Annotated in this window: 22 protein-coding genes and 1 pseudogene; 10 read left to right on the plus strand and 13 right to left on the minus strand. The window is 70.8% G+C overall.

The window, feature by feature from the left end:
* Window positions 1-42: 42 nt before the first annotated feature.
* The 3 genes from AMYTH_RS0135265 to rsgA form a co-directional block, all read right to left on the minus strand.
* Window positions 43-867 carry a LolA-like protein gene (locus AMYTH_RS0135265; protein ID WP_027934165.1) on the minus strand — a complete coding sequence of 275 codons (825 nt, stop codon included), beginning with the start codon at window positions 865-867 and terminating at the stop codon, window positions 43-45.
* Between the two features lie 85 nt (window positions 868-952).
* Entirely contained in the window at window positions 953-1,780 is an 828-nt protein-coding gene (locus tag AMYTH_RS0135270) for a LolA-like protein (protein ID WP_027934166.1), read from the minus strand.
* 71 nt (window positions 1,781-1,851) lie between these two features.
* Window positions 1,852-2,841, minus strand: coding sequence for a ribosome small subunit-dependent GTPase A (gene rsgA / locus AMYTH_RS0135275; RefSeq protein WP_017984708.1), 990 nt, complete (start codon window positions 2,839-2,841; stop codon window positions 1,852-1,854).
* 108 nt (window positions 2,842-2,949) lie between these two features.
* On the opposite strand from rsgA, the gene AMYTH_RS0135280 reads away from it, so the two are divergent.
* Entirely contained in the window at window positions 2,950-3,720 is a 771-nt protein-coding gene (locus AMYTH_RS0135280) for an SOS response-associated peptidase (protein WP_027934167.1), read from the plus strand.
* Entirely contained in the window at window positions 3,717-4,325 is a 609-nt protein-coding gene (locus AMYTH_RS0135285) for an alpha/beta hydrolase family protein (protein WP_027934168.1), read from the plus strand. The genes AMYTH_RS0135280 and AMYTH_RS0135285 overlap by 4 nt, the downstream gene beginning before the upstream one ends.
* 254 nt (window positions 4,326-4,579) lie before the next feature.
* Here the strand turns inward: AMYTH_RS0135285 and AMYTH_RS50625 are convergent.
* Together AMYTH_RS50625 and ybaK are read right to left on the minus strand one after the other, a co-directional pair.
* Window positions 4,580-4,669: pseudogene (locus AMYTH_RS50625) on the minus strand (Cys-tRNA(Pro) deacylase); the annotation flags it as partial.
* A 71-nt stretch (window positions 4,670-4,740) separates the two neighbouring features.
* The gene (gene ybaK, locus AMYTH_RS0135290) at window positions 4,741-5,217 is read right to left on the minus strand and encodes a Cys-tRNA(Pro) deacylase (RefSeq protein WP_027934169.1); all 477 of its coding nucleotides are present in this window, start codon (window positions 5,215-5,217) and stop codon (window positions 4,741-4,743) included.
* A 242-nt stretch (window positions 5,218-5,459) separates the two neighbouring features.
* On the opposite strand from ybaK, the gene AMYTH_RS0135295 reads away from it, so the two are divergent.
* On the plus strand, window positions 5,460-6,095 hold the full coding sequence (locus AMYTH_RS0135295) for a sigma-70 family RNA polymerase sigma factor (protein ID WP_026153467.1): 636 nt from the start codon (window positions 5,460-5,462) through the stop codon (window positions 6,093-6,095).
* Window positions 6,092-6,412, plus strand: a complete 321-nt coding sequence (gene rsrA / locus AMYTH_RS0135300; protein ID WP_020420497.1) for a mycothiol system anti-sigma-R factor — start codon at window positions 6,092-6,094, stop codon at window positions 6,410-6,412. The genes AMYTH_RS0135295 and rsrA overlap by 4 nt, the downstream gene beginning before the upstream one ends.
* 60 nt (window positions 6,413-6,472) lie before the next feature.
* Here rsrA and AMYTH_RS51260 read toward each other — a convergent pair whose 3' ends face one another.
* On the minus strand, window positions 6,473-6,547 hold the full coding sequence (locus AMYTH_RS51260; RefSeq protein ID WP_369794341.1) for a 50S ribosomal protein bL37: 75 nt from the start codon (window positions 6,545-6,547) through the stop codon (window positions 6,473-6,475).
* Window positions 6,548-6,660: 113 nt separating this feature from the next.
* On the opposite strand from AMYTH_RS51260, the gene AMYTH_RS0135305 reads away from it, so the two are divergent.
* Window positions 6,661-8,166 carry a sensor histidine kinase gene (locus AMYTH_RS0135305; RefSeq protein WP_017984702.1) on the plus strand — a complete coding sequence of 502 codons (1,506 nt, stop codon included), beginning with the start codon at window positions 6,661-6,663 and terminating at the stop codon, window positions 8,164-8,166.
* Between the two features lie 1,007 nt (window positions 8,167-9,173).
* Here the strand turns inward: AMYTH_RS0135305 and AMYTH_RS0135310 are convergent.
* Window positions 9,174-9,425: a WhiB family transcriptional regulator gene (locus AMYTH_RS0135310; protein WP_026153466.1), complete on the minus strand. Its 252-nt coding sequence runs from the start codon at window positions 9,423-9,425 to the stop codon at window positions 9,174-9,176.
* A 264-nt stretch (window positions 9,426-9,689) separates the two neighbouring features.
* Window positions 9,690-10,601, minus strand: a complete 912-nt coding sequence (locus AMYTH_RS0135315) for a diacylglycerol/lipid kinase family protein (protein WP_027934170.1) — start codon at window positions 10,599-10,601, stop codon at window positions 9,690-9,692.
* A gap of 265 nt (window positions 10,602-10,866) precedes the next feature.
* Here AMYTH_RS0135315 and AMYTH_RS0135320 point away from each other — a divergent pair, with 265 nt between their 5' ends.
* A complete protein-coding gene (locus AMYTH_RS0135320; protein ID WP_027934171.1) occupies window positions 10,867-11,337 on the plus strand; it encodes a DUF7144 family membrane protein in 471 nt (156 codons plus the stop codon).
* Here the strand turns inward: AMYTH_RS0135320 and AMYTH_RS0135325 are convergent.
* The 3 genes from AMYTH_RS0135325 to AMYTH_RS0135335 form a co-directional block, all read right to left on the minus strand.
* Window positions 11,334-11,816, minus strand: coding sequence for a GNAT family N-acetyltransferase (locus AMYTH_RS0135325; RefSeq protein ID WP_027934172.1), 483 nt, complete (start codon window positions 11,814-11,816; stop codon window positions 11,334-11,336). The genes AMYTH_RS0135320 and AMYTH_RS0135325 overlap by 4 nt on opposite strands.
* 48 nt (window positions 11,817-11,864) lie before the next feature.
* Window positions 11,865-12,971: a cobalamin-independent methionine synthase II family protein gene (locus AMYTH_RS0135330; protein ID WP_027934173.1), complete on the minus strand. Its 1,107-nt coding sequence runs from the start codon at window positions 12,969-12,971 to the stop codon at window positions 11,865-11,867.
* Window positions 12,972-13,065: 94 nt separating this feature from the next.
* Complete coding sequence (locus tag AMYTH_RS0135335) at window positions 13,066-13,647, minus strand: acid phosphatase (protein WP_020420492.1); 582 nt, start codon at window positions 13,645-13,647, stop codon at window positions 13,066-13,068.
* Window positions 13,648-13,705: 58 nt separating this feature from the next.
* On the opposite strand from AMYTH_RS0135335, the gene AMYTH_RS0135340 reads away from it, so the two are divergent.
* Window positions 13,706-14,173 carry a hotdog fold domain-containing protein gene (locus AMYTH_RS0135340; RefSeq protein ID WP_027934174.1) on the plus strand — a complete coding sequence of 156 codons (468 nt, stop codon included), beginning with the start codon at window positions 13,706-13,708 and terminating at the stop codon, window positions 14,171-14,173.
* Here the strand turns inward: AMYTH_RS0135340 and AMYTH_RS0135345 are convergent.
* Window positions 14,167-14,811, minus strand: coding sequence for a hypothetical protein (locus AMYTH_RS0135345; protein WP_027934175.1), 645 nt, complete (start codon window positions 14,809-14,811; stop codon window positions 14,167-14,169). The two genes, AMYTH_RS0135340 and AMYTH_RS0135345, sit on opposite strands and share 7 nt — an antisense overlap.
* A 126-nt stretch (window positions 14,812-14,937) precedes the next feature.
* Here AMYTH_RS0135345 and AMYTH_RS0135350 point away from each other — a divergent pair, with 126 nt between their 5' ends.
* Window positions 14,938-16,536, plus strand: coding sequence for a GMC oxidoreductase (locus AMYTH_RS0135350; RefSeq protein ID WP_027934176.1), 1,599 nt, complete (start codon window positions 14,938-14,940; stop codon window positions 16,534-16,536).
* A 77-nt stretch (window positions 16,537-16,613) separates the two neighbouring features.
* A complete protein-coding gene (locus tag AMYTH_RS0135355) occupies window positions 16,614-17,258 on the plus strand; it encodes a gamma carbonic anhydrase family protein (RefSeq protein ID WP_027934177.1) in 645 nt (214 codons plus the stop codon).
* Window positions 17,259-17,262: 4 nt separating this feature from the next.
* Here AMYTH_RS0135355 and AMYTH_RS0135360 read toward each other — a convergent pair whose 3' ends face one another.
* On the minus strand, window positions 17,263-17,865 hold the full coding sequence (locus AMYTH_RS0135360; RefSeq protein WP_017984691.1) for a dTDP-4-dehydrorhamnose 3,5-epimerase family protein: 603 nt from the start codon (window positions 17,863-17,865) through the stop codon (window positions 17,263-17,265).
* Between the two features lie 339 nt (window positions 17,866-18,204).
* On the opposite strand from AMYTH_RS0135360, the gene AMYTH_RS0135365 reads away from it, so the two are divergent.
* Window positions 18,205-19,425: an NAD(P)-dependent malic enzyme gene (locus AMYTH_RS0135365; protein WP_051362911.1), complete on the plus strand. Its 1,221-nt coding sequence runs from the start codon at window positions 18,205-18,207 to the stop codon at window positions 19,423-19,425.
* The last annotated feature ends 22 nt before the right edge of the window (window positions 19,426-19,447 follow it).

Genomic DNA, 19,447 nt, shown 5'->3' on the forward strand with positions numbered 1-19,447 from the left:
GCGCGGTCCCGGCGAACCGAGACCGCGCCGCAACAACGAGTGTCAGCCGCCGATCTTGAGCTCGCCCACCTGGTCGGCGGGCGGGGCGGTGACGTCGACCGGGGCGCCCCAGTCGCTGTACTTCATCGTGATCTTCGCCTGCTGCGCCTCGGCCGGCGCGCCCACGGCCTGCATCACCGGGCCGAGGTCCTGCGTGATCTGCACCGGCAGCTGGTCGCTGTTCAGCCACAGCTCCATCGGGTAGGTCACGTTCATCGACTTCAGCTGCTCCAGCGTCTCCGCGGGCAGGCCGGACGAGGCCAGCTCGTCGGACGCCTTGGCCACGTCGATCGTGACCCAGTAGTGGCTGACCTGCTGCCCGTCGAGCGTGGTCTGCTCGCTGCGGGTGATCGTGCCTGCCTTTTCGATCTGCTCCAGCGTCTTCGACGGGTCGTTCGACTCGGCTTGCTCGAGGCTCGCGCCCAGCGTCTTCGCGGCCTCGCTGCCCTCCGGGAACGTCGCCCACGGCTTGCCGCCGGTCGCGGCCTGCGCCTGCTCCGGCAGCTTGAGGTAGAGGACCTTGTCGACGATGCGCATCTCCTGGCTCTGCCCGGCGACGGTCATCGTCATGGCGATCGCGCTGTCGGCGCCGTTGAAACGGCCCTCGCCGGAGCCGGTCATCTGCTGCCCGGCGATCGAGCCGGAGATGCTGAACTTCGCCGACTGCACCTGACCGGTCTTCGCCGACGCCGCCCGGACGAGCTCCTGCGCGTTGCCGAACAGCGCCGGCCCCGCGGTCCCGCCGCTGGAGCCGGACTCCCCGCCACCACACGCGGTGAGCCCGAGCACCAGCGCCAGGATCCCGGACGCGAGAGCGGTTTTCTTCATGTGGAACATTCCCCTTTGGTCGGGGCCACCCGTCTTCGGGTGGCTAACGGGGATATGTCCCAAGAGGACTCCGGCGTTACTTCCGTCAGCTCGCGGTCTTCAGCTCGCCGACCTGATCGGCGGGCGGGGCCGCGACGTCGACCGGCGCGCCCCAGTCGCGGTACTTCATCGTCATCGTGGCGTTCTGCGAACCGGCCGGCGCGCCTGCCGCCTGCATCACCTGCGTCAGGTCCTGTGTCACCTGCACGGGCAGCTGGTCGGAGTCGAGCCAGATCTCGACCGGGATGACGGCGCCGGAGTTCTTCAGCTTGTCCAGCACCTCCGGCGGCAGTTCGCCGGTGTTGAGCGTGCCGGTGGCCTTCGCCACGTCCAGGTTGACCCAGTAGTGGCTCACCGGCTGCCCGTCGAGCGTGGTCTGCTCGCTGCGGGTGATCGTGCCGGCCTGCTGGATCTGCTCCAAGATCTGCGTCGGGTCGCCCTGGGCGGCCTGGTCCATGCTCGCGCCGATGGCCTTGCCGACCTCGCTGTCCTCCGGGACCTTCGCCCACGGCTTGCCGCCCTCGACCACCTGCGCCGCTTGTTCCGGCGGCAGCTTCAGGTACAAGACCCTGTCCACGACCCGCATCTCCTGGCTCTGCCCGGCGACGGTCATGGTCATGCTCATCGCGGGCGAGGGCCCGGTGAAGCGACCTTCGCCGTTGGCGTCCAGGGTCTCGCCGGCCACCGAGCCGGTGATCGTGAACTTCGCCGTCTGCGCCTGGCTGGTCTTGCCGGACGAGGCCAGCACCAGCTCTTGTGCGTTGCCGAACAGGGTGGGCGCCTCGCCCGCCTGCCCGGAGTCGGCGGTCGAACCACAGGCGGTGGTGCCGGCGACCAGCGCCAGCGCACCCGCCAGGAGAGCGATTTTGTGCATGACAAGAATCCCTCAGTCGAATGTCCCCCATGTGGGTTGTCACCGACTGGGATGGGCAAAACGGGCGAAGATCAAACCTCCATGCCCGCCCGCGACGCGAGCAGGCGGCGCAGCGATGGCAGGCGGCGCTTGTCCTCGACCTCGTCGAGCATGCAGTCCGGGTCCTCCGGCGGTCCGAGGTGCCCGCACCCCGGCGGACACTCCTCGGCGGCCTCGGCGAACTCGTCGAAGGAGGCCACGATGTCGTTCGCGGTCACGTGCGCCAGGCCGAACGACCGCACACCGGGCGTGTCGATCACCCAGCCGCCGTCGGGCAGCGGCAGCGCGACGGCCGCGACGGAGGTGTGCCGCCCCTTGCCGACCGCGCTGACCTCGCCGGTGGCCAGCTCGGCGTCCGGCACCAGCCGGTTCACCAGTGTCGACTTGCCGACCCCGGAGTGGCCGACGAGCGCGGACACCCGGCCGCGCACGGTTTCGGCCAGCGGCAGCGAATCCTCGTCGAAGCGGGTCACCACCGCGGGCACGTCCAGCTCGGCATAGCGGGACAGCAGCTCGTCCGGGCTCGCCAGGTCGGCCTTCGTCAGGCACAGGACCGGCTGCAGCCCACCGGCGTAGCAGGCCACCAGGCAGCGGTCGATGAACCCGGGCCGCGGCGGCGGATCGGCCAGCGCGGTGACGATGAGCAGCTGCTCGGCGTTGGCGACGACCACCCGCTCGAACGGGTCCGTGTCGTCGGCCGTGCGGCGCAGCAGGCTGGTGCGCTCGTCGACCCGGACGATGCGGGCGAGCGTGCCCGGCTCGCCGCTGGTGTCGCCGACCAGGCCGACCTGATCGCCCACGACGACCGGGGTCCGGCCGAGCTCACGCGCGCGCATGGCGGTGACCAGGCGGCCGGGGTCGCTGTCGATCGCGCAGGTCCAACGGCCGCGGTCGACCGCGATCACCATCGCCTGGGTGGCGTCGGAGTGGGTCGGCCTGCGCTTGCTGCGTGGGCGCGAACCCTTTCCCGGGCGCACGCGGACATCGCTTTCGTCCAGATCGCGCCAGTCCCTGCGTGCCAAGCCCCGAGCCTCCTTCCGAGCACAGATGATCCCCCATCCCGCTCGCCAGTGGTGCGCCACCCGTGTCACGATGGGTTATCCGCAGCCGGTCCGAAGGAGTTGGGCGAGATGTGCGGCCGCTACGCGGCGAAGAAGAACCCGGCCGATCTGGCCCAGGAGTTCGACGCCGTGGACGAGACCGACGGCAAGGCGCGCGAGGCCGACTACAACGTCGCGCCGACCAAGAACGTGGTCACCGTGGTGCAGCGGCACCCGCGGGACGCCGACGGGCAGGTCCTGGAGGACGAGCCAGCCGTGCGCAGCCTGCGGGTCATGCGCTGGGGGCTGGTTCCGTTCTGGGCCAAGGACGTGTCCGTCGGCAACCGGATGATCAACACCCGCGCCGAGACGGCGGCCGAGAAGCCGGCCTTCAAGAAGTCGCTCGCGCAGCGGCGCTGCCTGGTGCCCGCCGACGGCTGGTATGAGTGGCGGCGCACGGGAAAGCAGAAGGAACCGTTCTACATGACCCGGCCGGACGGCCACTCGCTGTCCTTCGCCGGGATCTGGGACACCTGGCGCGACCCGAAGGACCCGGACGCCCCGCAGCTGATCACCTTTTCCATCATCACGACCGACGCGGCCGGGCGGCTGACCGACGTGCACGACCGGATGCCGCTGGTCATCCACGAGCGGAACTGGGCGGACTGGCTCGACCCGGACCGCACCGAGGTCGGCGAGCTGCTGGCGCCGCCGATGGACCTGATGGAGACCATCGAGCTGCGGCCGGTGTCCGACCGGGTCGGCAACGTGCGCAACAACGGCCCGGAGCTGATCGAGCGGGTCGAGCCGGCCACCGACCTGGACGCCGCCGAAGCCCTGTTCGACCTGCCGAACCCATGACCCGGATCGAGATCCCGACACCGCACGGCCCGGCCATGGCGGAGCTGCATTGCGCGCCCGACGGCGAGGCGGTGCTGATGCTCGGCCACGGCGCCGGCGGCGGGATCGAGGCGAAGGACCTGGTCGCGGCCACGCGCGCGGGACAGGCGGCCGGGGTGCACGTCGCGCTGGTCGAGCAGCCCTACCGGGTGGCAGGCCGCCGGGCACCCGCGCCTGCGAAGCAGCTGGACACGGCGTGGCTCGCGGTGGCCGAGGAGCTGTGCGACCGCTTCGACGACCTGCCGATGGTGTTCGGCGGCCGCTCGTCGGGGGCGCGGGTGGCGTGCCGGACCGCGGCGGCCGGGCAGGCGGTGGCGGTGCTGTGCCTGGCGTTCCCGGAGCACCCGCCGGGCAGGCCGGAGAAGAGCAGGCAGGCCGAGCTGGACGCCGTGGAGGTCCCGACGCTGGTCGTGCAGGGCGAGACCGACCCGTTCGGCTGCCCGAAGCCGGGGCCGCACCACGAGGTCGTCGTGGTGCGCGGGACGCACGCGCTGGACGCCGACCTGGAAGCGGTGTACCGCACGGTGCACGAGTGGCTCGCGAAGGTGCTGCGGCCACTGACGTAGGCGGCAGGCGTCGGCTGGGCGGCGTCGCGCCCGAGGCACGGTGCTCGCCGCGGCGCCGGTCAGCGCGATGGTGGCTGGGTGCCGCCAGCCGGGTCAGGCGCGGATGGGTGCCACGGTGGCGGAGGTCAGTTGCACCAGGTCGGCGGGCGCCAGTTCTACCTCCAGGCCGCGGCGGCAGGCGTTGGCTGGGCGGCGTTGCGCCCGAGGCACGCTGCCTGTGTCGGCGCGATGGTGGCCGGGTGCTACCCGTCGGGTCAGGCGCGGATGGGTGCCACGGTGGCGGAGGTCAGTTGCACCAGGTCGGCGGGCGCCAGTTCTACCTCCAGGCCGCGGCGGCAGGCGTTGGCTGGGCGGCGTCGCGCCCGAGGCACGCTGCCCGTGTCGGCGCGATGGTGGCCGGGTGCTACCCGTCGGGTCAGGCGCGGATGGGTGCCACGGTGGCGGAGGTCAGTTGCACCAGGTCGGCGGGCGCCAGTTCTACCTCCAGGCCGCGGCGGCCTGCCGAGCAGTAGATCGTCTCGAACTTCTCCGCCGTCTCGTCGATCACCACGGGCAGCCGCGAGCGCTGGCCCAGCGGCGAGATGCCGCCGAGGACGTAACCGGTCGCGCGCTGGGCGGCGGCCGCGTCCGCCATCTTCGCCCGCTTGCCGCCGACCGCCGCGGCCAGCGCCTTCAGGTCCAGCTGTCCGGTGACCGGCACCACGCCCACCGTCAGCTTTCCGTCCACATCGGCCACCAGCGTCTTGAACACGCGGTCCGGTTCGAGCCCAAGCACCTCGGCCGCTTCCAGGCCGTAGGACTCGTGCTTCGGATCGTGGTCGTAGGCGTGCAGCTTGTGTGCGACTTTCTGCTTCGCGAGCAGGGCGGTCGCCGGCGTTCCCTTCCCGGCCATGGGGTGCACGTTAGCCGGGAGGCGCAAGTCCTTTTCCCGCGGCGGGGAATGTGCCCGGATCGTGCGGTGTTGACAGGGACGTGCCGTCAAAGCTTGCTGATCGACGAGCCCGTGTGCAGGCCGTCACCCGGCCGGCCGGTGTACCCGGCCCGGCCAAGCCCGTCCGCGTATCCTCGAAGCTGTCGTATGCGCACCCGGCCACGGGTGTGGACCGCTTCGACGCGGATGGGAAAGGGAACGGTTTGCCGAGCACGCAGAACTCCGCGGTGCCCGAATCCGGCTCCGAGCAGGAGCCGGTCGAAGAGCGCGCCGAGCGCTTCGAGCGCGACGCGATGCCGCTGCTGGACCAGCTGTACTCGGCCGCTCTGCGCATGACGAGGAACCCGGCGGACGCCGAGGACCTCGTGCAGGAGACCTACCTCAAGGCCTACGGCGCGTTCGCCTCCTTCAAGGAGGGCACGAACCTCAAGGCCTGGATGTACCGCATCCTCACCAACACCTACATCAACGGGTACCGGAAGCGTCAGCGTCAGCCGGTGCAGCAGCCGACCGAGGAGATCACCGACTGGCAGATCGCCCAGGCGGAGAGCCACACCTCGAGCGGTCTGCGGTCGGCCGAGGTCGAGGCGATGGACCGGCTGCCCGACAGCGACGTCAAGGACGCGCTGCAGCAGCTGCCGGAGGAGTTCCGGCTCGCCGTGTACCTCGCCGACGTCGAGGGCTTCGCCTACAAGGAAATCGCCGAGATCATGGACACGCCGATCGGGACCGTGATGTCCCGCCTGCACCGTGGCCGCGCCCAGCTGCGCAACCTGCTCGCCGACGTCGCGCGCGAGCGCGGCTTCATCCGCGGCGCCAAGCAGGAGGTAGCGCGATGACCACCGGTCGTGAGCCGCACAAGGACGACGTCCGCTGTTCCGAGGCGCTCGCCGAGATCTTCCTGTTGCTGGATCGCGAGTGCAGCCCGGAGCGGGACGCGCAGCTGCGCAAGCACATCGAGGACTGCCCGCCGTGCCTCGAGGAGTACGGCATCGACGAGCAGCTCAAGCAGCTCCTGCACCGCAAGTGCGGCGGCGACACCGCACCGGACGAGTTCAAGCAGAAGCTGCGGGCGTCGATCTACCAGACGGTCGAGCGGCGCGGTGACGTGACGATCGAGCGGACCGAGGTCCGGCTGGAGCAGAACGCCGAGTAGTACCCCGGACACGACGAAGGCCCCGGTGCATGACACCGGGGCCTTTCTCGTTGCCCGAACTCAGCTGTTGGGCTTCTTGCCGTGGTTGGCGCCGTTCTTCCGGCGGTCGCGGCGCTTGCGGGCTCGCTTCGACATGCCTGCTCCTTCCCTGGTCGCGATCTGCCCACCAGTGTCTCAGGTTCGCCCCGACGGGTGCTGGGAAGGTCCCGCTCTGGTTCACTTGAGCTGCCCCGAGGAGGAGTACCAGCGTGACGACACTTTCCGACCTGCTGGCCGAGAACACCGGCCTGTCCGGCGAGGCGGCGGACCACCTCCAGGCCGTGGTGGCCGAGTGGCAGCTGCTCGCCGACCTGTCCTTCGCCGACTTCCTGCTGTGGGTGCCGGTGTCGCCGGAGCACAACGAGCAGGGCGGCGACTTCGTGTGCGTCGCGCAGGCCCGCCCCACCACGGCGCCCACCGCGCACCCCGAGGACGTGGTCGGCGCGCGGTTCACGGTGGCGGACCACCCGCAGCTCGCGCGGGCGATCCGGGAGGTCCGGATCTGCCGCGAGGAGGACCCGCACTGGTACCGCGACCTGCCGATGCGCCGGGAGGCGATCCCGGTCACGTTCGGCTCGAACGTGATCGCGGTGCTGTCCCGTGAGACGAACCTGGCCGCGCCGCGCGTGCCGAGCCCGCTCGAGGTGGCTTACCTGGGCAGCGCGGGCGACCTGTGCCAGATGATCGTCGACGGCACGTTCCCGCACGTGGACAGCCAGACGGACGTGCACACGAGCCCGCGGGTGGGGGACGGGCTGATCCGACTGGACGCGGCCGGCAACGTGGTGTTCGCGAGCCCCAACGGTCTGTCGGCGTACCACCGGATGGGCCACGAGTCGGACCTGGTGGGGACGCGGCTGGCGCCGTTGACGCGGTCGCTGATCCGGGACCCGTTCGACGCGACGGAGGTCGCGCACCGGATCCTGGACGCCCTGGACGGGAAGCCAGGCAGCCGCACGGAGGCCGAGTCGCGGCGGGGGGCGGTCGTGTTGTTCCGGGCGTTGCCGCTGCGGCCGCACGGGCAGCCGGCGGGGGCGCTGGTGCTGTGCCGGGACGTGACCGAGGTGAAGCGGCGGGACCGGGCGCTGCTGTCGAAGGACGCCACGATCCGGGAGATCCATCACCGGGTCAAGAACAACCTGCAGACGGTGGCCGCGTTGCTGCGCTTGCAGTCGCGGCGCACCTCGAATGCCGAGGCGAGACAGGCGCTGACGGAGTCCGTGCGGCGGGTCGCGTCGATCGCGATGGTGCACGAGGCGCTGTCGGTGTCGGTCGACGAGCGGGTCGACCTGGACAAGTTGCTGGACAACGTGCTGCCGATGGTCGGCGAGGTGGCGACCGCGGAGTCGCGGGTGAGCATCAGCCGGTCCGGCTCGTTCGGGGTGGTGGTCGCGGAGATCGCGACGCCGCTCGTGATGGTGCTGGCGGAGCTGGTGCAGAACGCGGTGGAGCACGCCTTCCCGGATGGGCGGCCGGGCAAGGTGGAGATCGTGGTGAGCCGCTCGGCGCGCTGGCTGGATGTTCTGATCCGCGACAACGGCCGGGGGTTGCCGTCCGGGTTCTCGCTGGAGCGGGCTGACGGGCTGGGGCTGCAGATCGTGCGCACCCTGGTCGAGTCCGAGCTGCGGGGCTCGCTGTCGTTGCGGAAGCTGCGGGACGGTGCGGCGCGCGGTACGGAGGCCGCGTTGAGGCTTCCCCTGGGGCGGCGGCCGTAGTTTCTTTGGGCCTGCTTGGGTGGGTTGTGTTGGCCAGTCGCGCCTGCGCGAGGTTGCCGCTGGCACCTGCTTGAGGTGACCAGTCGGGGCTGCGTGAGGGGGCCGGGCGGGGCGCGGGTGAGTGGGCCAGTCGCGCCCGTGCGAGGTGGCCGCTGGTGGCTGCGTGAGGTGGCCGGGCGTGTGGCCCGCGGTGAGGTGGCCAGTCATGCTTGCATGGGGTGGCCATTGGTGCGTGTGTGAGGTGGCCGGTCGTGTGCCTCCCACGAGTGGGTCAGTCGCGCCTGCCCGAGGTTGCCGCTGGCACCCGCGTGAGGTGGCCAGTCGGGACTGCCCGAGGTTGCCGCTGGCACCCGCGTGAGGTGGCCAATCGGGACTGCGTGAGGTGGCCGGTCGGGGCGCGGGTGAGTGGGCCAGTCGCGCCCGCGCGAGGTGGCCGCTGGTGGCTGCGTGAGGTGGCCAGTCGTGTCCGGCGAGGTGGCCAACCGTGCCCGCGTGGGTGGGCCAGCGGTGCGTGGAGCGTGAAAGGGCCGGCGAGAGGCCGGAGAGGGCCAGCGAGAGAGCCAGCCAATGGTGCCTAGGCGAGAGGGCCAACGGTGCCCGTGTGAGTGGGCGTCTCCCGCGGATGGGAGGCGCTCAGACAGGGCGACGGCCGGTGCCGGTGACGAAACGGGAGCAGCCGTCAGGCAGGAGCGGCAGCTGGAGTTGGCCGGAGCAGGAGCCGACGCCGGACGAAAGCAGCGGCAGCTGGAGTTGGCCGGAGCAGGAGCCGACGCCGGACGAAAGCAGGAGCCCAGGAGCGGGTGGAACGTCACCGGGCATGTGCGGAACCCACTCGGGCGAGGGCAGCCGAAACCCAAAATTCCTGCTCAGGACGTTCAAAAGCCCGGCACCCGCGGGAGGTGGGTGCCGGGCCTTCGAACGTTAAGTGGGGGCGTGTGAGCCCCTGCGTCAGGTCCCGCGTACTCTCGTAAGAGACGCGTTAAGCGACGCCGCAGCGCGTGGAGAGGTCAGGCGGTGCGCATGCCGATGTGAGCACGACGGCGCTTCAGGGCACGGCGCTCGTCTTCGCTCATCCCGCCCCAGACACCGGAGTCCTGGCCGCTGGCCAGGGCCCAGGCCAGGCACTCGGACGCTGCCGGGCAGCGGTGGCATACGGCTTTCGCCTCGGCGATCTGCAGCAGCGCGGGACCGCTGTTCCCGACAGGGAAGAACAGCTCGGGGTCCTCGTCGCGGCAGGCAGCGTCGTGGCGCCAGTCCATTTCTGTGAGCTCCTTCTCGGGGCGCAGAGCGTGCTGCGCCACAGGTCGTCATGGCGGATCGTTTCTTGGGGTGCTTGTGAATGCTTTCACGAAGCACCGCTTTCGACAAGTGTTTTCGCAACATCGGTGAGTCAGCTCACCTGGTCAGGCGACCCCGCTGACCTGCGGTTTCTCTCCGAAACGGCCTTCGCGGGGGAAGGACGATGCGGTGAGTGGACCGTGTGCGTCGACGAACGGCAAGTTGCAGATCGCCGGACCGATCACTCACGCCAGCACGGTCAGCACGTCGGGCACGCTGGTGAAGTCCACCTGCGTCCGACGGCCGATCAGGTCGCCGTCGACCTGGAAGTTTACCGGCTCCTCCGCGGTCACGCTGAGTTTCGCCAGGTCGTCGTACTTCACGAGCGCCTTGCCGCGGTGCTCGGCCTCCGCCCGCAGCGCCTGGCGGACGTGCCGGAACACCAGCGGCAGCGACAGCTTGCGCAGCGCGAACAGCCCGAGACCCCGCTCGAAGGAGCTGCCGGTGTTGAGGTGAACGGGCCGCTCGCCGAGGTAGCTCCACGGATCCGTGTTGGACACGAACGCCATCCGCACCTCGGCCGGCTCCTCGCCGGGTACGTGCACGGTGAGCGGCAACCGGGGGGACCGCGGGCGGAAGTAGCACGTCACCGCCGCCCGCATGTACAGCTGCGCGTTGGTCTGCTTCCCGCGCCGGTCGGCGACCGTGGCGACCACGTCGGCGTCCCAGCCGAGGCCCGCGTTGAAGGTGAACCACCGCCCGTCCGCCAGGCCCAGCCCGACGCGGCGGCTGCGGCCCGACTCGATGGCCGACAGCAGCTGGTGCGTGGCCTCCACCGGATCCCGGGAAACACCGAGGGCGCGCGCGAACACGTTGGCCGACCCGCCGGGCACGACGCCGAGCGCGGGCACCGGCGCGCCAGGCCCGTCGGCGAGCAGGCCGTTGACGACCTCGTTCACCGTGCCGTCACCGCCATGGGCGACCACCAGGTCGACCCCGTCCCGTGCGGCGTCCCTGGCCACCGCCAGCGCGTGGCCGCGGTAGTCGGTCTCCACGACCTCCAGCTTCACCTGGCTGGCCAACGCGTGCGCGAGCACGTCCCGCCCGCCTGCCGTCGTGGACGTGGCCTGCGGGTTGACCACCAGAATCGCGCGCATGCTCGCAGGGTAGGCCAATCGGGCGCATCCCAAGCGTCAGCGCGAACCTCATCACTGCGAAAAGCCTGCCGGTTGACCTCCCGTCGTTCGGCACGGTCCGTTCGTCGTGACAAGTGCACCCCGGGCGTCCGCCGGCTCATCGACGACACCCAGATCTTGGCGCGGTTGGCCGCGGTTCGAAAACGGCCGACCGGGTGGCTTAGTATCGATGGCGTTCACGCACGGTCACCCGTGCCGCTCAGCCGCTGGTGGAAGGCCCTTTGCGATGGCGCTCGCCGACAAGATTTCACCCGCTCCGCGCGAGGTCAGGGTGGCCGGCGCGCTGACCGTCCTGCCGGGGATCGGCCTGCTGGTGTTCGGCGCGCTGCTGTTCGCCTCGCCCGGTGACTCCATGCCGCTGACCAGCGTGCTCGCCGAGGGTGCCTTCTACGTGCTGTTCGGGCTCGCCGTCGTCGGCTGCGGGATCGGGCTGCTGTTCGGCCACACCTGGGCCCGCTCGCCGGGGCTGGTGATGGCGCTCATCACCGCGGGCGTCGGCTGGTACATGGCCGGGCCGTCCGGGCGGCCGGCGTTCGGGGTGCCGATCATCGTCCTCGGCGTGGCGATCATCGTGCTGCTGTTCCGCCAGCCCGCGCGGGCGTGGGCGCTCGGGCAGCACGAGGACGAGACCGAGGAGGAGGCCGCCGAGCGCGGCGGGATGGCCGGCCGCCGCCGGGAGCGCGGCGAGGAGGACTAGGCGAGCTTCGCGAGCTTGTCCAGCGCGGTGTCGGTGAGGCGGTAGACGGTCCACTCGTCCATCGGGGTCGCCCCGAGGGACTTGTAGAACCCGGTCGCCGGGTTCCAGTCCAGCACTGACCACTCCAGTCGCGCGAAGCCGCGGTCAACGCACTCCTTCGCGAGCGTCGCCAGCAGCGCCTTGCCCAGGCCGGAGCCGCGCAGCTCGGACTTGACGAACAGGTCCTCCAGGTAGATGCCGTGCACGCCGCGCCACGTGGAGAAGTTCAGGAACCACAGCGCGAACCCGACGATCTCGCCGTCCTGCTCGGCGACGTGCCCGAACACCGCCGGGTTGTCGCCGAACAGCGCCACCCGCAGGCGGTCGGCCGTCAGGTGGCAGTCCTGCGGCGCCTTCTCGTAGGCGGCCAGTTCGTGCACCAGCTGCGCGACTTCGTCCACATCGGACTCGCGGATCCGGCGGATGCGGCTGTCGGGCATGGGGACTCCCAGGATTCGGCGGGTGAGCTGCACCCGATCCTGCCAGACTCAGACCCCTCCCCAGACCCGCTGCGCCACCGTAACCGTCAGGTCCAGCTTCCGGCGCTGATCGTCCCAAGTCAGCGGGTTTCCCCGCACCTCGGATGCGAACCCGCACTGTGGGCTGACCGCCAGATCCGCCAGCGGGACGATCCGCGCGGCCTCGTCCACCCGCCGGGCGAGCTCGTCGGCGTCCTCCAGCTCACCGGTCTTCGTCGTGACCAGGCCCAGCACGACCCGCACCCCGTCCGGCACGTGCTGGAGCGGCTCGAAGGTGCCGGCACGTTCGGTGTCGTACTCCAGCAGCCAGTGGTCCACCGGGATGCCGCCGAACACGTCCGCCGCGATGTCGTCGTAGAAACCCTCGTTGAACCACTGGCCGCGGTAGTTGCCGCGGCAGATGTGCATGCCCACCACGACGCCGCGGTCGCGCAGCAGCCGGACGACGGCCGCGTCGGCTTCGATGCAGCGGCGCAGCAGATCCCGCGCGTCGATGCCCTCCGACTCGAGGAGCCCGAGGATGCGCGGATTGGCGAAGGCGATGAAGCACGGCGCGTCGATCTGGACTTGCCGGACGCCGTCCTCGGCGAGCGCCGCGGCCTCCTGCAGCAGGACGGCCGCCAGGTCGTCGACGATGTCGGCGCGGCTGGGGTAGTGCGGGCCGCTGACCCGCGGGTCCCAGTTGGCCACCACGAAGTTCGTGACCTCCGGGATGGCGATCTTGAACGGGCCGGGCGCGTGTGCGGCGAGGAAGGCGGCCTCGCGGTCGGTGAACCGTTCGCGGTAGGCGAGCTTGCCCCCGATGAGCCGGAGGATGTCGCTGTCCTCCTCGGCGTGGTCGCCGGACCGCCATTCCAGCGACGGCGCCTGCGCGGCGAAACCGTCCACGTGCTCGGTGAGCCTGCTCATGAAATCCGTTCGCAGGTACTCGCCGTCGGTGTAGACGCCGATGCCGCTGTCCTGCTGCGCCGACAACGCCACCAGGATCGACTCCTGCTCGACACGCCGCAGCCCGGCGTCGTCGAGCCGGCCAGCGGCGTGGTCGGCCCGTGCCTTCAGCAGTCGCGGGGGACGGAGGAGGCTGCCGACGTGGGTGGCCCGAGCGAAGGAGTTCACGGCTCGACGCTAGGCGAGGTGGATGGCGCCGGGCTGTCCTCGTTGACCTCGAGTCAAGCGAGCTGACCGCGTCGGTGGTACGGGATCGCTACGGTCAGGACGGCGGGATGTTCAGGTGCTCGATCTTCGGCTCGCCGCGCTCGTCGCCGAGGACCGTCACCCCGGCCGGGTCCAGTCCGAAGTGGACGCCGGCGGTGGCGGGCAGCCCGATCCAGCGTGCGATCAGCACCCGGCTGAAGTGGCCGTGGCCGACGAGGATCACCTCGGTGTCGGCCAGCGCCGCGCGCACCCGCTCCAGCAGGGCGTCCGCGCGGGCGGTCACCTGCTCGACGGTCTCGCCGCCGGGCATCTCGTGCGTCCACACGGTCCAGCCGGGCACGGTCTTGCGGATCTCCGGCGTGGTGACGCCCTCGTAGTCGCCGTAGTCCCACTCCGCGAGGTCTTCGGTCTGCTCGTCGATCCGCAGCCCGGCCAGCTCGGCCGTACGCACCGCGCGCTGCCGCGGGCTGGTCAGCACCAGCGCGGGGCCCTTGCGGAGCGTCTGCAGGGTCAGGCCGGCGGCGCGCGCCTGGTTCTCCCCGGCGGGGGTCAGCGGGATGTCGGTGCGACCGGTGTGCTTGCCGTTCACCGACCACTCGGTCTGACCGTGGCGGAAGAGGAAGAGCTCGTGGTCCACGTTTGCGAATATAGCCACCGGTCTGCTTTGCTACCGGTCGGTAACATTGGAGGAGCCGGTGGTTTCGACCTACTCGCTGTGGCAGCGGCTGAGCGCGCTGCCCGGCGGCAAACGACTGTTCTCGACCGCGATTTGCCTGCGTGTGCCCTATTTCGGTTCGGTGCTGCCGACCGTGGAGGAGCTGCGTCCCGGCTACTGCGCGGTGCGCGCGCCGAAGTGGTGGGGTGTTCACAACCACATCGGCACGTTTCACGCGATCGCGGCGTGCAACCTCGCGGAGATCGCGATGGGGATGCTCGCCGAGTCGACCCTGCCCGCCACGCACCGGTGGCTGCCCAAGGGCATGACGGTGGGGTACGTGGCGAAGGCGGAGACGGGCCTGCGTGCGGTCGCCGAGCTGCCGGAGATCCCGGAGTTCGGCGTCGATGGCGTGGAACTGCCGGTGCCCGTCGTCATCTCCGACCGGGCGGGCAAACCCGTCGTCACCGCCACCATCACTATCTGGGTGACGCCCAAACGTCAGTAGTCGCGCAGGCGGACCGTCGTGGTCTGGGCGTAGGAGTTCGTCCCGGACGCGGCGGGCAGGCCGAGCCGGTGGTCGACCACCCGGCCGAGCGGGCCGCAGTTCTCCGTCGCCGGCACGGCCAGTTCGTGGTCGTAGGTGGCGAACTTCAGGGTCAGCGGATCGGTCGAGACGACCTCGGTCGGCCCGTCCGCCCGCAGGACGGAGTGGATGACGCCGGTCGCGCAGTCGCGCGGCAGGTAGGGCGCGTCGAACTCGGCGACCAGGTCGATCTCGCCCTTGCGTTCGTCGTTGGACTGGAAGTCGGAGTGGCCGCCGTAGCCGAACCGCACCGTGGCGCGCGGCAGTCCGGGCACCGCGACCGGCTCGGATCTCAGCGCGCCGAACACCTGCGCGTACCGGCCGTCCAGCTGCCCCTCGGCGAAGGTCAGGCGCATCGGGCCCAGCGGCAGGTCCCGGACGTCGCCGAAGGACATGGTGGCGGTCGAGTCGAGCACCTCGCAGCGCCACTGGCTCGGGTCGGCGCCGGCGGGCAGGGCGGGGCAGTCCGCGAACGTGTCCTCCGCGGCGCGGGCGGGGAGAGCGCTGGTGACCGTCAGGGCGAGTGCGGCGACGGCGGCCGCTGCGAGCGCGATCTTCATGATCCAAATCCTGTCCGACCTGCGCAAACGGCACCATCGGGGAAAGCCCGGAGCCGACCCTGGCATCGCCCCACTAGGGATTAACACCGTTTACAAAGCGTGGCTGATCCGAATATGGTTCGCGTTATGTCCTTCTCTCGACGCCGGTTCCTCGGCTTGACCGCGCTCAGCTCCGCCGCCACGCTCGGGCTGACCACGATCTCGACCCGGACCTCCGCCTCGGCGGCCACCGACTACTCGCCGGCCGTCGTCGTCGGCACCGGCTACGGGGCCGCCGTCACGGCGCTGCGCCTCGGGGCGGCCGGCGTCCCGACGCTGATGCTCGAAATGGGCCAGCTGTGGAACACGCCGGGCGAGGACGGCAAGATCTTCTCGGACATGCTCAGCCCGGACCGCCGGTCGTCGTGGTTCAAGAACCGCACGGAGGCGCCGCTGGCCTCGTTCCTGTGGCTCGACCTGGCCAACCGCGACATCGACCCGTACGCCGGTGTGCTGGACCGGGTGCACTTCGGCGACATGTCGGTCTACGTCGGCCGCGGTGTCGGCGGCGGCTCCCTGGTCAACGGCGCGATGGCCGTGACGCCGAAGCGCTGGTACTTCGAGGAAATCCTGCCCGAGGTCGACGCCGACGAGATGTACGGCAGGTACTACCCGCTCGCGAACTCCATGCTGGGCGTGAACAACATCGACCCGGACTGGTTCGAGACCTGCGACTCCTACCAGTTCGCGCGTGTCTCACGGAAGCACGCGCAGAAGACCGGGCTGAAGACCACGTTCGTGCCCAGCGTCTACGACTTCGACTACATGCGCCGCGAAGAGGCAGGCGAGGTGCCCCGCTCCGCGCTGGCCTCGGAGGTCATCTACGGCAACAACCACGGCAAGCGCTCGCTGGACAAGAGCTACCTGGCCGCCGCGCTGGGCACCGGCAACGTCACCATCCGGACGCTCACCGAGGTCCGCGACATCGCCCAGCAGCAGGACGGCACGTACACGTTGACGGTGCGGCAGATCGACGCCGATGGCAACGTGCTCGGCGTGCGCCAGCTGGGGACGAAGTACCTGTTCCTCGGCGCGGGCAGCCTCGGCTCGACCGAGTTGCTGGTGCGGGCGCGCGACACCGGCAAGCTGCCGGACCTCGGCGAGGACGTCGGCCAGGGCTGGGGCACCAACGGCAACGTCATGCTGGGCCGGGCCAACCACGTGTGGGACCCGGTCGGCGCCGTCGAGTCGGGCATGCCCGCGCTCGGCATCGACGCGTGGGAGGACCCGGTCAACCCGGTGTTCGCCGAGATCGCGCCGGTGCCCGCCGGGCTGGAGACGTGGGCGAGCCTGTACCTGGCGATCACCAAGAACCCCGAGCGCGGGTGGTTCAAGTACGACCCGGGCGCCGACAAGGCCGTTCTGCAGTGGGATGTGGCGCAGGGGCAGCCGTCGATCGACGCGGCGAAGAGCCTGTTCGACCGGATCAACTCGGCGAACGGGACGATCTACCGCTACGACCTGTTCGGCGACACCCGTGCGTTCGAGAACCGGTTCACCTACCACCCGCTGGGCGGCCTGGTGCTGGGCAAGGCGACCGACCTGTACGGGCGCGTGAAGGGCTACCGCAACCTCTACGTCACCGACGGCTCGCTGATCCCGGGCAGCACGGGCGTGAACCCGTTCGTCACGATCACCGCGCTGGCCGAGCGCAACATCGCGCGGGTGCTCGCGGAGGACTTCTAGCCCGTATCAGCCGACGGGCGAACGAGACGTCCGAAATCCGCCAGCACGCTCCCGGCCGGTCGGCCGAGAATCCGGTCGTGATCGTGCGAGCGCGGGGAATCCGCATCCGGCACCGCGGGTGTGAACCGCAGGTCCACCCCACCGCCTACATCGCCCCCACGGCCACACTCGTCGGCGATGTCCGCGTGGGGCCGAGGGCGCGGGTCATGTACGGCGCGGTGCTCGATGCCGAGGGGTCTCGGATCGAGGTCGGGGAGGCGGCGGTGATCTGCGAGAACGCGGTGTTGCGCGGGTCCGCGGTCGCCGGCGACCAGCCGGTGCTTCTCGGCGACCACGTCTTCGTGGGGCCACATGCCACGCTGCTGGGCTGCGAGGCCGGCAGGTGCGTCTACGTGGCGACCGCGGCGACGGTCCTGCAGCGCGCGCGGTTGGGGGCCGGCTCGGTCGTCGCTGTCGGCGCGCTCGTCCATGCGCGCACCGTTCTGCCGGACGAGTACTTCGTGCCGCCGCACACCGTGGCGCTCGACGCGCCGGTGCGGCTGCTGGCCCCTGGAGATCCGGGCCTGGCCGAGGCCGTCCGGCGGGTGGGCTTCGCGCAGGCGGCGTTCGGCGTCGACGCGGAGTGGACCGACCGGATCAGCCGGTACGAGCGCATCGCGGAGGTGCGCGTCGCCGAGTTCGGCGCGCACGCGGACGATGAGCGTGTGAACGTCGTCGGATGAGGCTCTAGCCCGCGCGGAGTTTTTCGTAGTGGGCGACGCAGTCGGCGTAGACCGGCAGCAGCCCAGCGGCGGCGGCCTCGGCGAGAGCCGGGGCCGCTTCGTCCTTTTCGGACAGGATCGGTGCGAGGTCCGACGGCCAGGGCAGGCCCAGTTCCGGGTCCAGCGGGGTGATCCCGTGTTCGCCCGATGGGTTGTACCCGGTGGAGCAGAGGTAGGCCATCACGGTGTCGTCCTCCAGTGCGACGAACGCGTGCCCGAGGCCTTCCGCGATGTAGACCGCGCGGTAGTCCACCGAATCGAGCCGCACCGCGTCCCAGGTGCCGAACGTGGGCGAGCCGACCCGCAGGTCCACCACGACGTCGAGCAGCGCGCCGCGCGGGCAGTAGACGTACTTCGCCTGGCCGGGCGGCGTGTCGGCGAAATGCACTCCCCGGATCGTCCCCCGCCGGGACACGCTGTGGTTCGTCTGCGCCACGTGCAGCGGGTGCCCGATCGCCTCGACGAGCGCCGCCTCCTGGAACGGCGCGACGAAAAGGCCGCGGTGGTCCGGGAACGAACGCGGCGTGAACTCGTAGGCGTCGGGGACGGCGAGCTGGCGGACCTCCATACACCGAACCTTAGCGGGGCACTCCCAAGCCGGACGGACGTCTTGCTAGAACCCCGTTGACCTCCCCTTTTTGTGACATCAACCGCACCTCGGCATCACAACCGGTGCGGAGCCTGCAACACTGGGGGGACCGCCGCGTCCGCGGCCGTCGCCTCACCAAGGGCTTCGCACGGCCGAGACGGACGCCGAGCCGGCTGCCGGCGCCACCGCGCCCGGGCTACCGAGCTGCGAGATCAACCACGCCACTGGGGGATGGGGCAGTGTCCCCGCACACGGTCCCGGGAGGGATTCATTTCCATGACCTACGCTCAGACCTCTGATACGAGGGCAGGGACATCGATGAACGACGAGGTCAGCAAGAGCACGGCGGCCGAGGCAGTGCCGCCGACGGGTACCGACTACTCGCCGGTGACCGACGACGAGATCTTCCGCGGTCACGAGGGCGGCAAGCTGTCGGTGGCGGCCACGCGCCCGATCTCGCAGCCGCGCGACCTCTCGATCGCCTACACGCCGGGGGTGGCCAAGGCGAGCCGCGCCATCGCCGAGAACGCCGAGCTGGCCCAGCGCTACACGTGGGCGCACCGGCTGGTGGTCGTCGTCAGCGACGGCACCGCGGTGCTGGGGCTTGGCGACATCGGCGCGAGCGCGTCGCTGCCCGTCATGGAGGGCAAGTCGGTGCTCTTCAAGACCTTCGGCGGCCTGGACTCGATCCCGCTGGTGCTGGACACCAAGGACGTCGACGAGATCGTCGAGACGCTGGTGCGGCTGCGCCCGTCCTACGGTGCCGTCAACCTGGAGGACATCTCCGCGCCGCGCTGCTTCGAGCTGGAGGACAAGCTCAAGGAGGCGCTGGACTGCCCGGTCATGCACGACGACCAGCACGGCACGGCGATCGTGACGCTGGCCGCGCTGCGTGGCGCGAACCTGGTGCTCGACCGGGACATCAAGCAGCAGCGGGTGGTCGTCTCCGGCGCGGGCGCCGCGGGTGTCGCGTGCGCGAAGATCCTGCAGGAGGCCGGTGTCGCCGACGTCACGGTGCTGGACTCGCGCGGCATCATCCACCCCGGCCGGGACGGGCTGAACCCGGTCAAGGAGAAGCTGGCCCAGACCACCAACAAGGCCGGTCTGCGTGGCGGCCTGGCCGAGGCGCTGCGCGGGGCGGACGTGTACCTGGGGCTGTCCGGGTCCACGATCGAGCCGGAGTTGCTGGCCGACATGGCCGATGACCCGATCGTGTTCGCGTTGTCCAACCCGGACCCGGAGGTCCACCCGCACGAGGCCGCCAAGTACGCGGCGATCGTGGCGACCGGGCGCAGCGACTTCCCGAACCAGATCAACAACGTGCTCGCCTTCCCCGGCGTGTTCCGGGGCGCGCTGGACGCCGGCGCGCGGGCGATCACCGAGAACATGAAGCTGGCGGCCGCCGAGGCGATCGTCGCCGTCGCGCAGGACGACCTGGGGCCCGACCGCATCGTGCCGAGCCCGCTCGACCCGCGCGTCGCCCCCGAGGTCGCCGCCGCCGTGGCGAAGGCGGCGATCGAGGACGGCGTCACCGGCTAAGCTGGACCTTCCCGGAGGCGCT

This window comes from Amycolatopsis thermoflava N1165 (assembly GCF_000473265.1).
GTDB lineage: Bacteria > Actinomycetota > Actinomycetes > Mycobacteriales > Pseudonocardiaceae > Amycolatopsis_E > Amycolatopsis_E thermoflava.

Coding starts and splice junctions, on each gene's coding strand:
- AMYTH_RS0135265 (WP_027934165.1), bottom strand. CDS start 867: ATGAAGAAAACCGCTCTCGCGTCCGGGATCCTGGCGCTGGTGCTCGGG.
- AMYTH_RS0135365 (WP_051362911.1), top strand. CDS start 18,205: ATGAACGACGAGGTCAGCAAGAGCACGGCGGCCGAGGCAGTGCCGCCG.
- AMYTH_RS0135285 (WP_027934168.1), top strand. CDS start 3,717: ATGACCCGGATCGAGATCCCGACACCGCACGGCCCGGCCATGGCGGAG.
- ybaK (WP_027934169.1), bottom strand. CDS start 5,217: ATGGCCGGGAAGGGAACGCCGGCGACCGCCCTGCTCGCGAAGCAGAAA.
- rsrA (WP_020420497.1), top strand. CDS start 6,092: ATGACCACCGGTCGTGAGCCGCACAAGGACGACGTCCGCTGTTCCGAG.
- AMYTH_RS0135270 (WP_027934166.1), bottom strand. CDS start 1,780: ATGCACAAAATCGCTCTCCTGGCGGGTGCGCTGGCGCTGGTCGCCGGC.
- AMYTH_RS0135345 (WP_027934175.1), bottom strand. CDS start 14,811: ATGAAGATCGCGCTCGCAGCGGCCGCCGTCGCCGCACTCGCCCTGACG.
- AMYTH_RS0135315 (WP_027934170.1), bottom strand. CDS start 10,601: ATGCGCGCGATTCTGGTGGTCAACCCGCAGGCCACGTCCACGACGGCA.
- AMYTH_RS0135320 (WP_027934171.1), top strand. CDS start 10,867: ATGGCGCTCGCCGACAAGATTTCACCCGCTCCGCGCGAGGTCAGGGTG.
- AMYTH_RS0135360 (WP_017984691.1), bottom strand. CDS start 17,865: ATGGAGGTCCGCCAGCTCGCCGTCCCCGACGCCTACGAGTTCACGCCG.
- AMYTH_RS0135350 (WP_027934176.1), top strand. CDS start 14,938: ATGTCCTTCTCTCGACGCCGGTTCCTCGGCTTGACCGCGCTCAGCTCC.
- AMYTH_RS0135310 (WP_026153466.1), bottom strand. CDS start 9,425: ATGGACTGGCGCCACGACGCTGCCTGCCGCGACGAGGACCCCGAGCTG.
- AMYTH_RS0135280 (WP_027934167.1), top strand. CDS start 2,950: ATGTGCGGCCGCTACGCGGCGAAGAAGAACCCGGCCGATCTGGCCCAG.
- AMYTH_RS0135325 (WP_027934172.1), bottom strand. CDS start 11,816: ATGCCCGACAGCCGCATCCGCCGGATCCGCGAGTCCGATGTGGACGAA.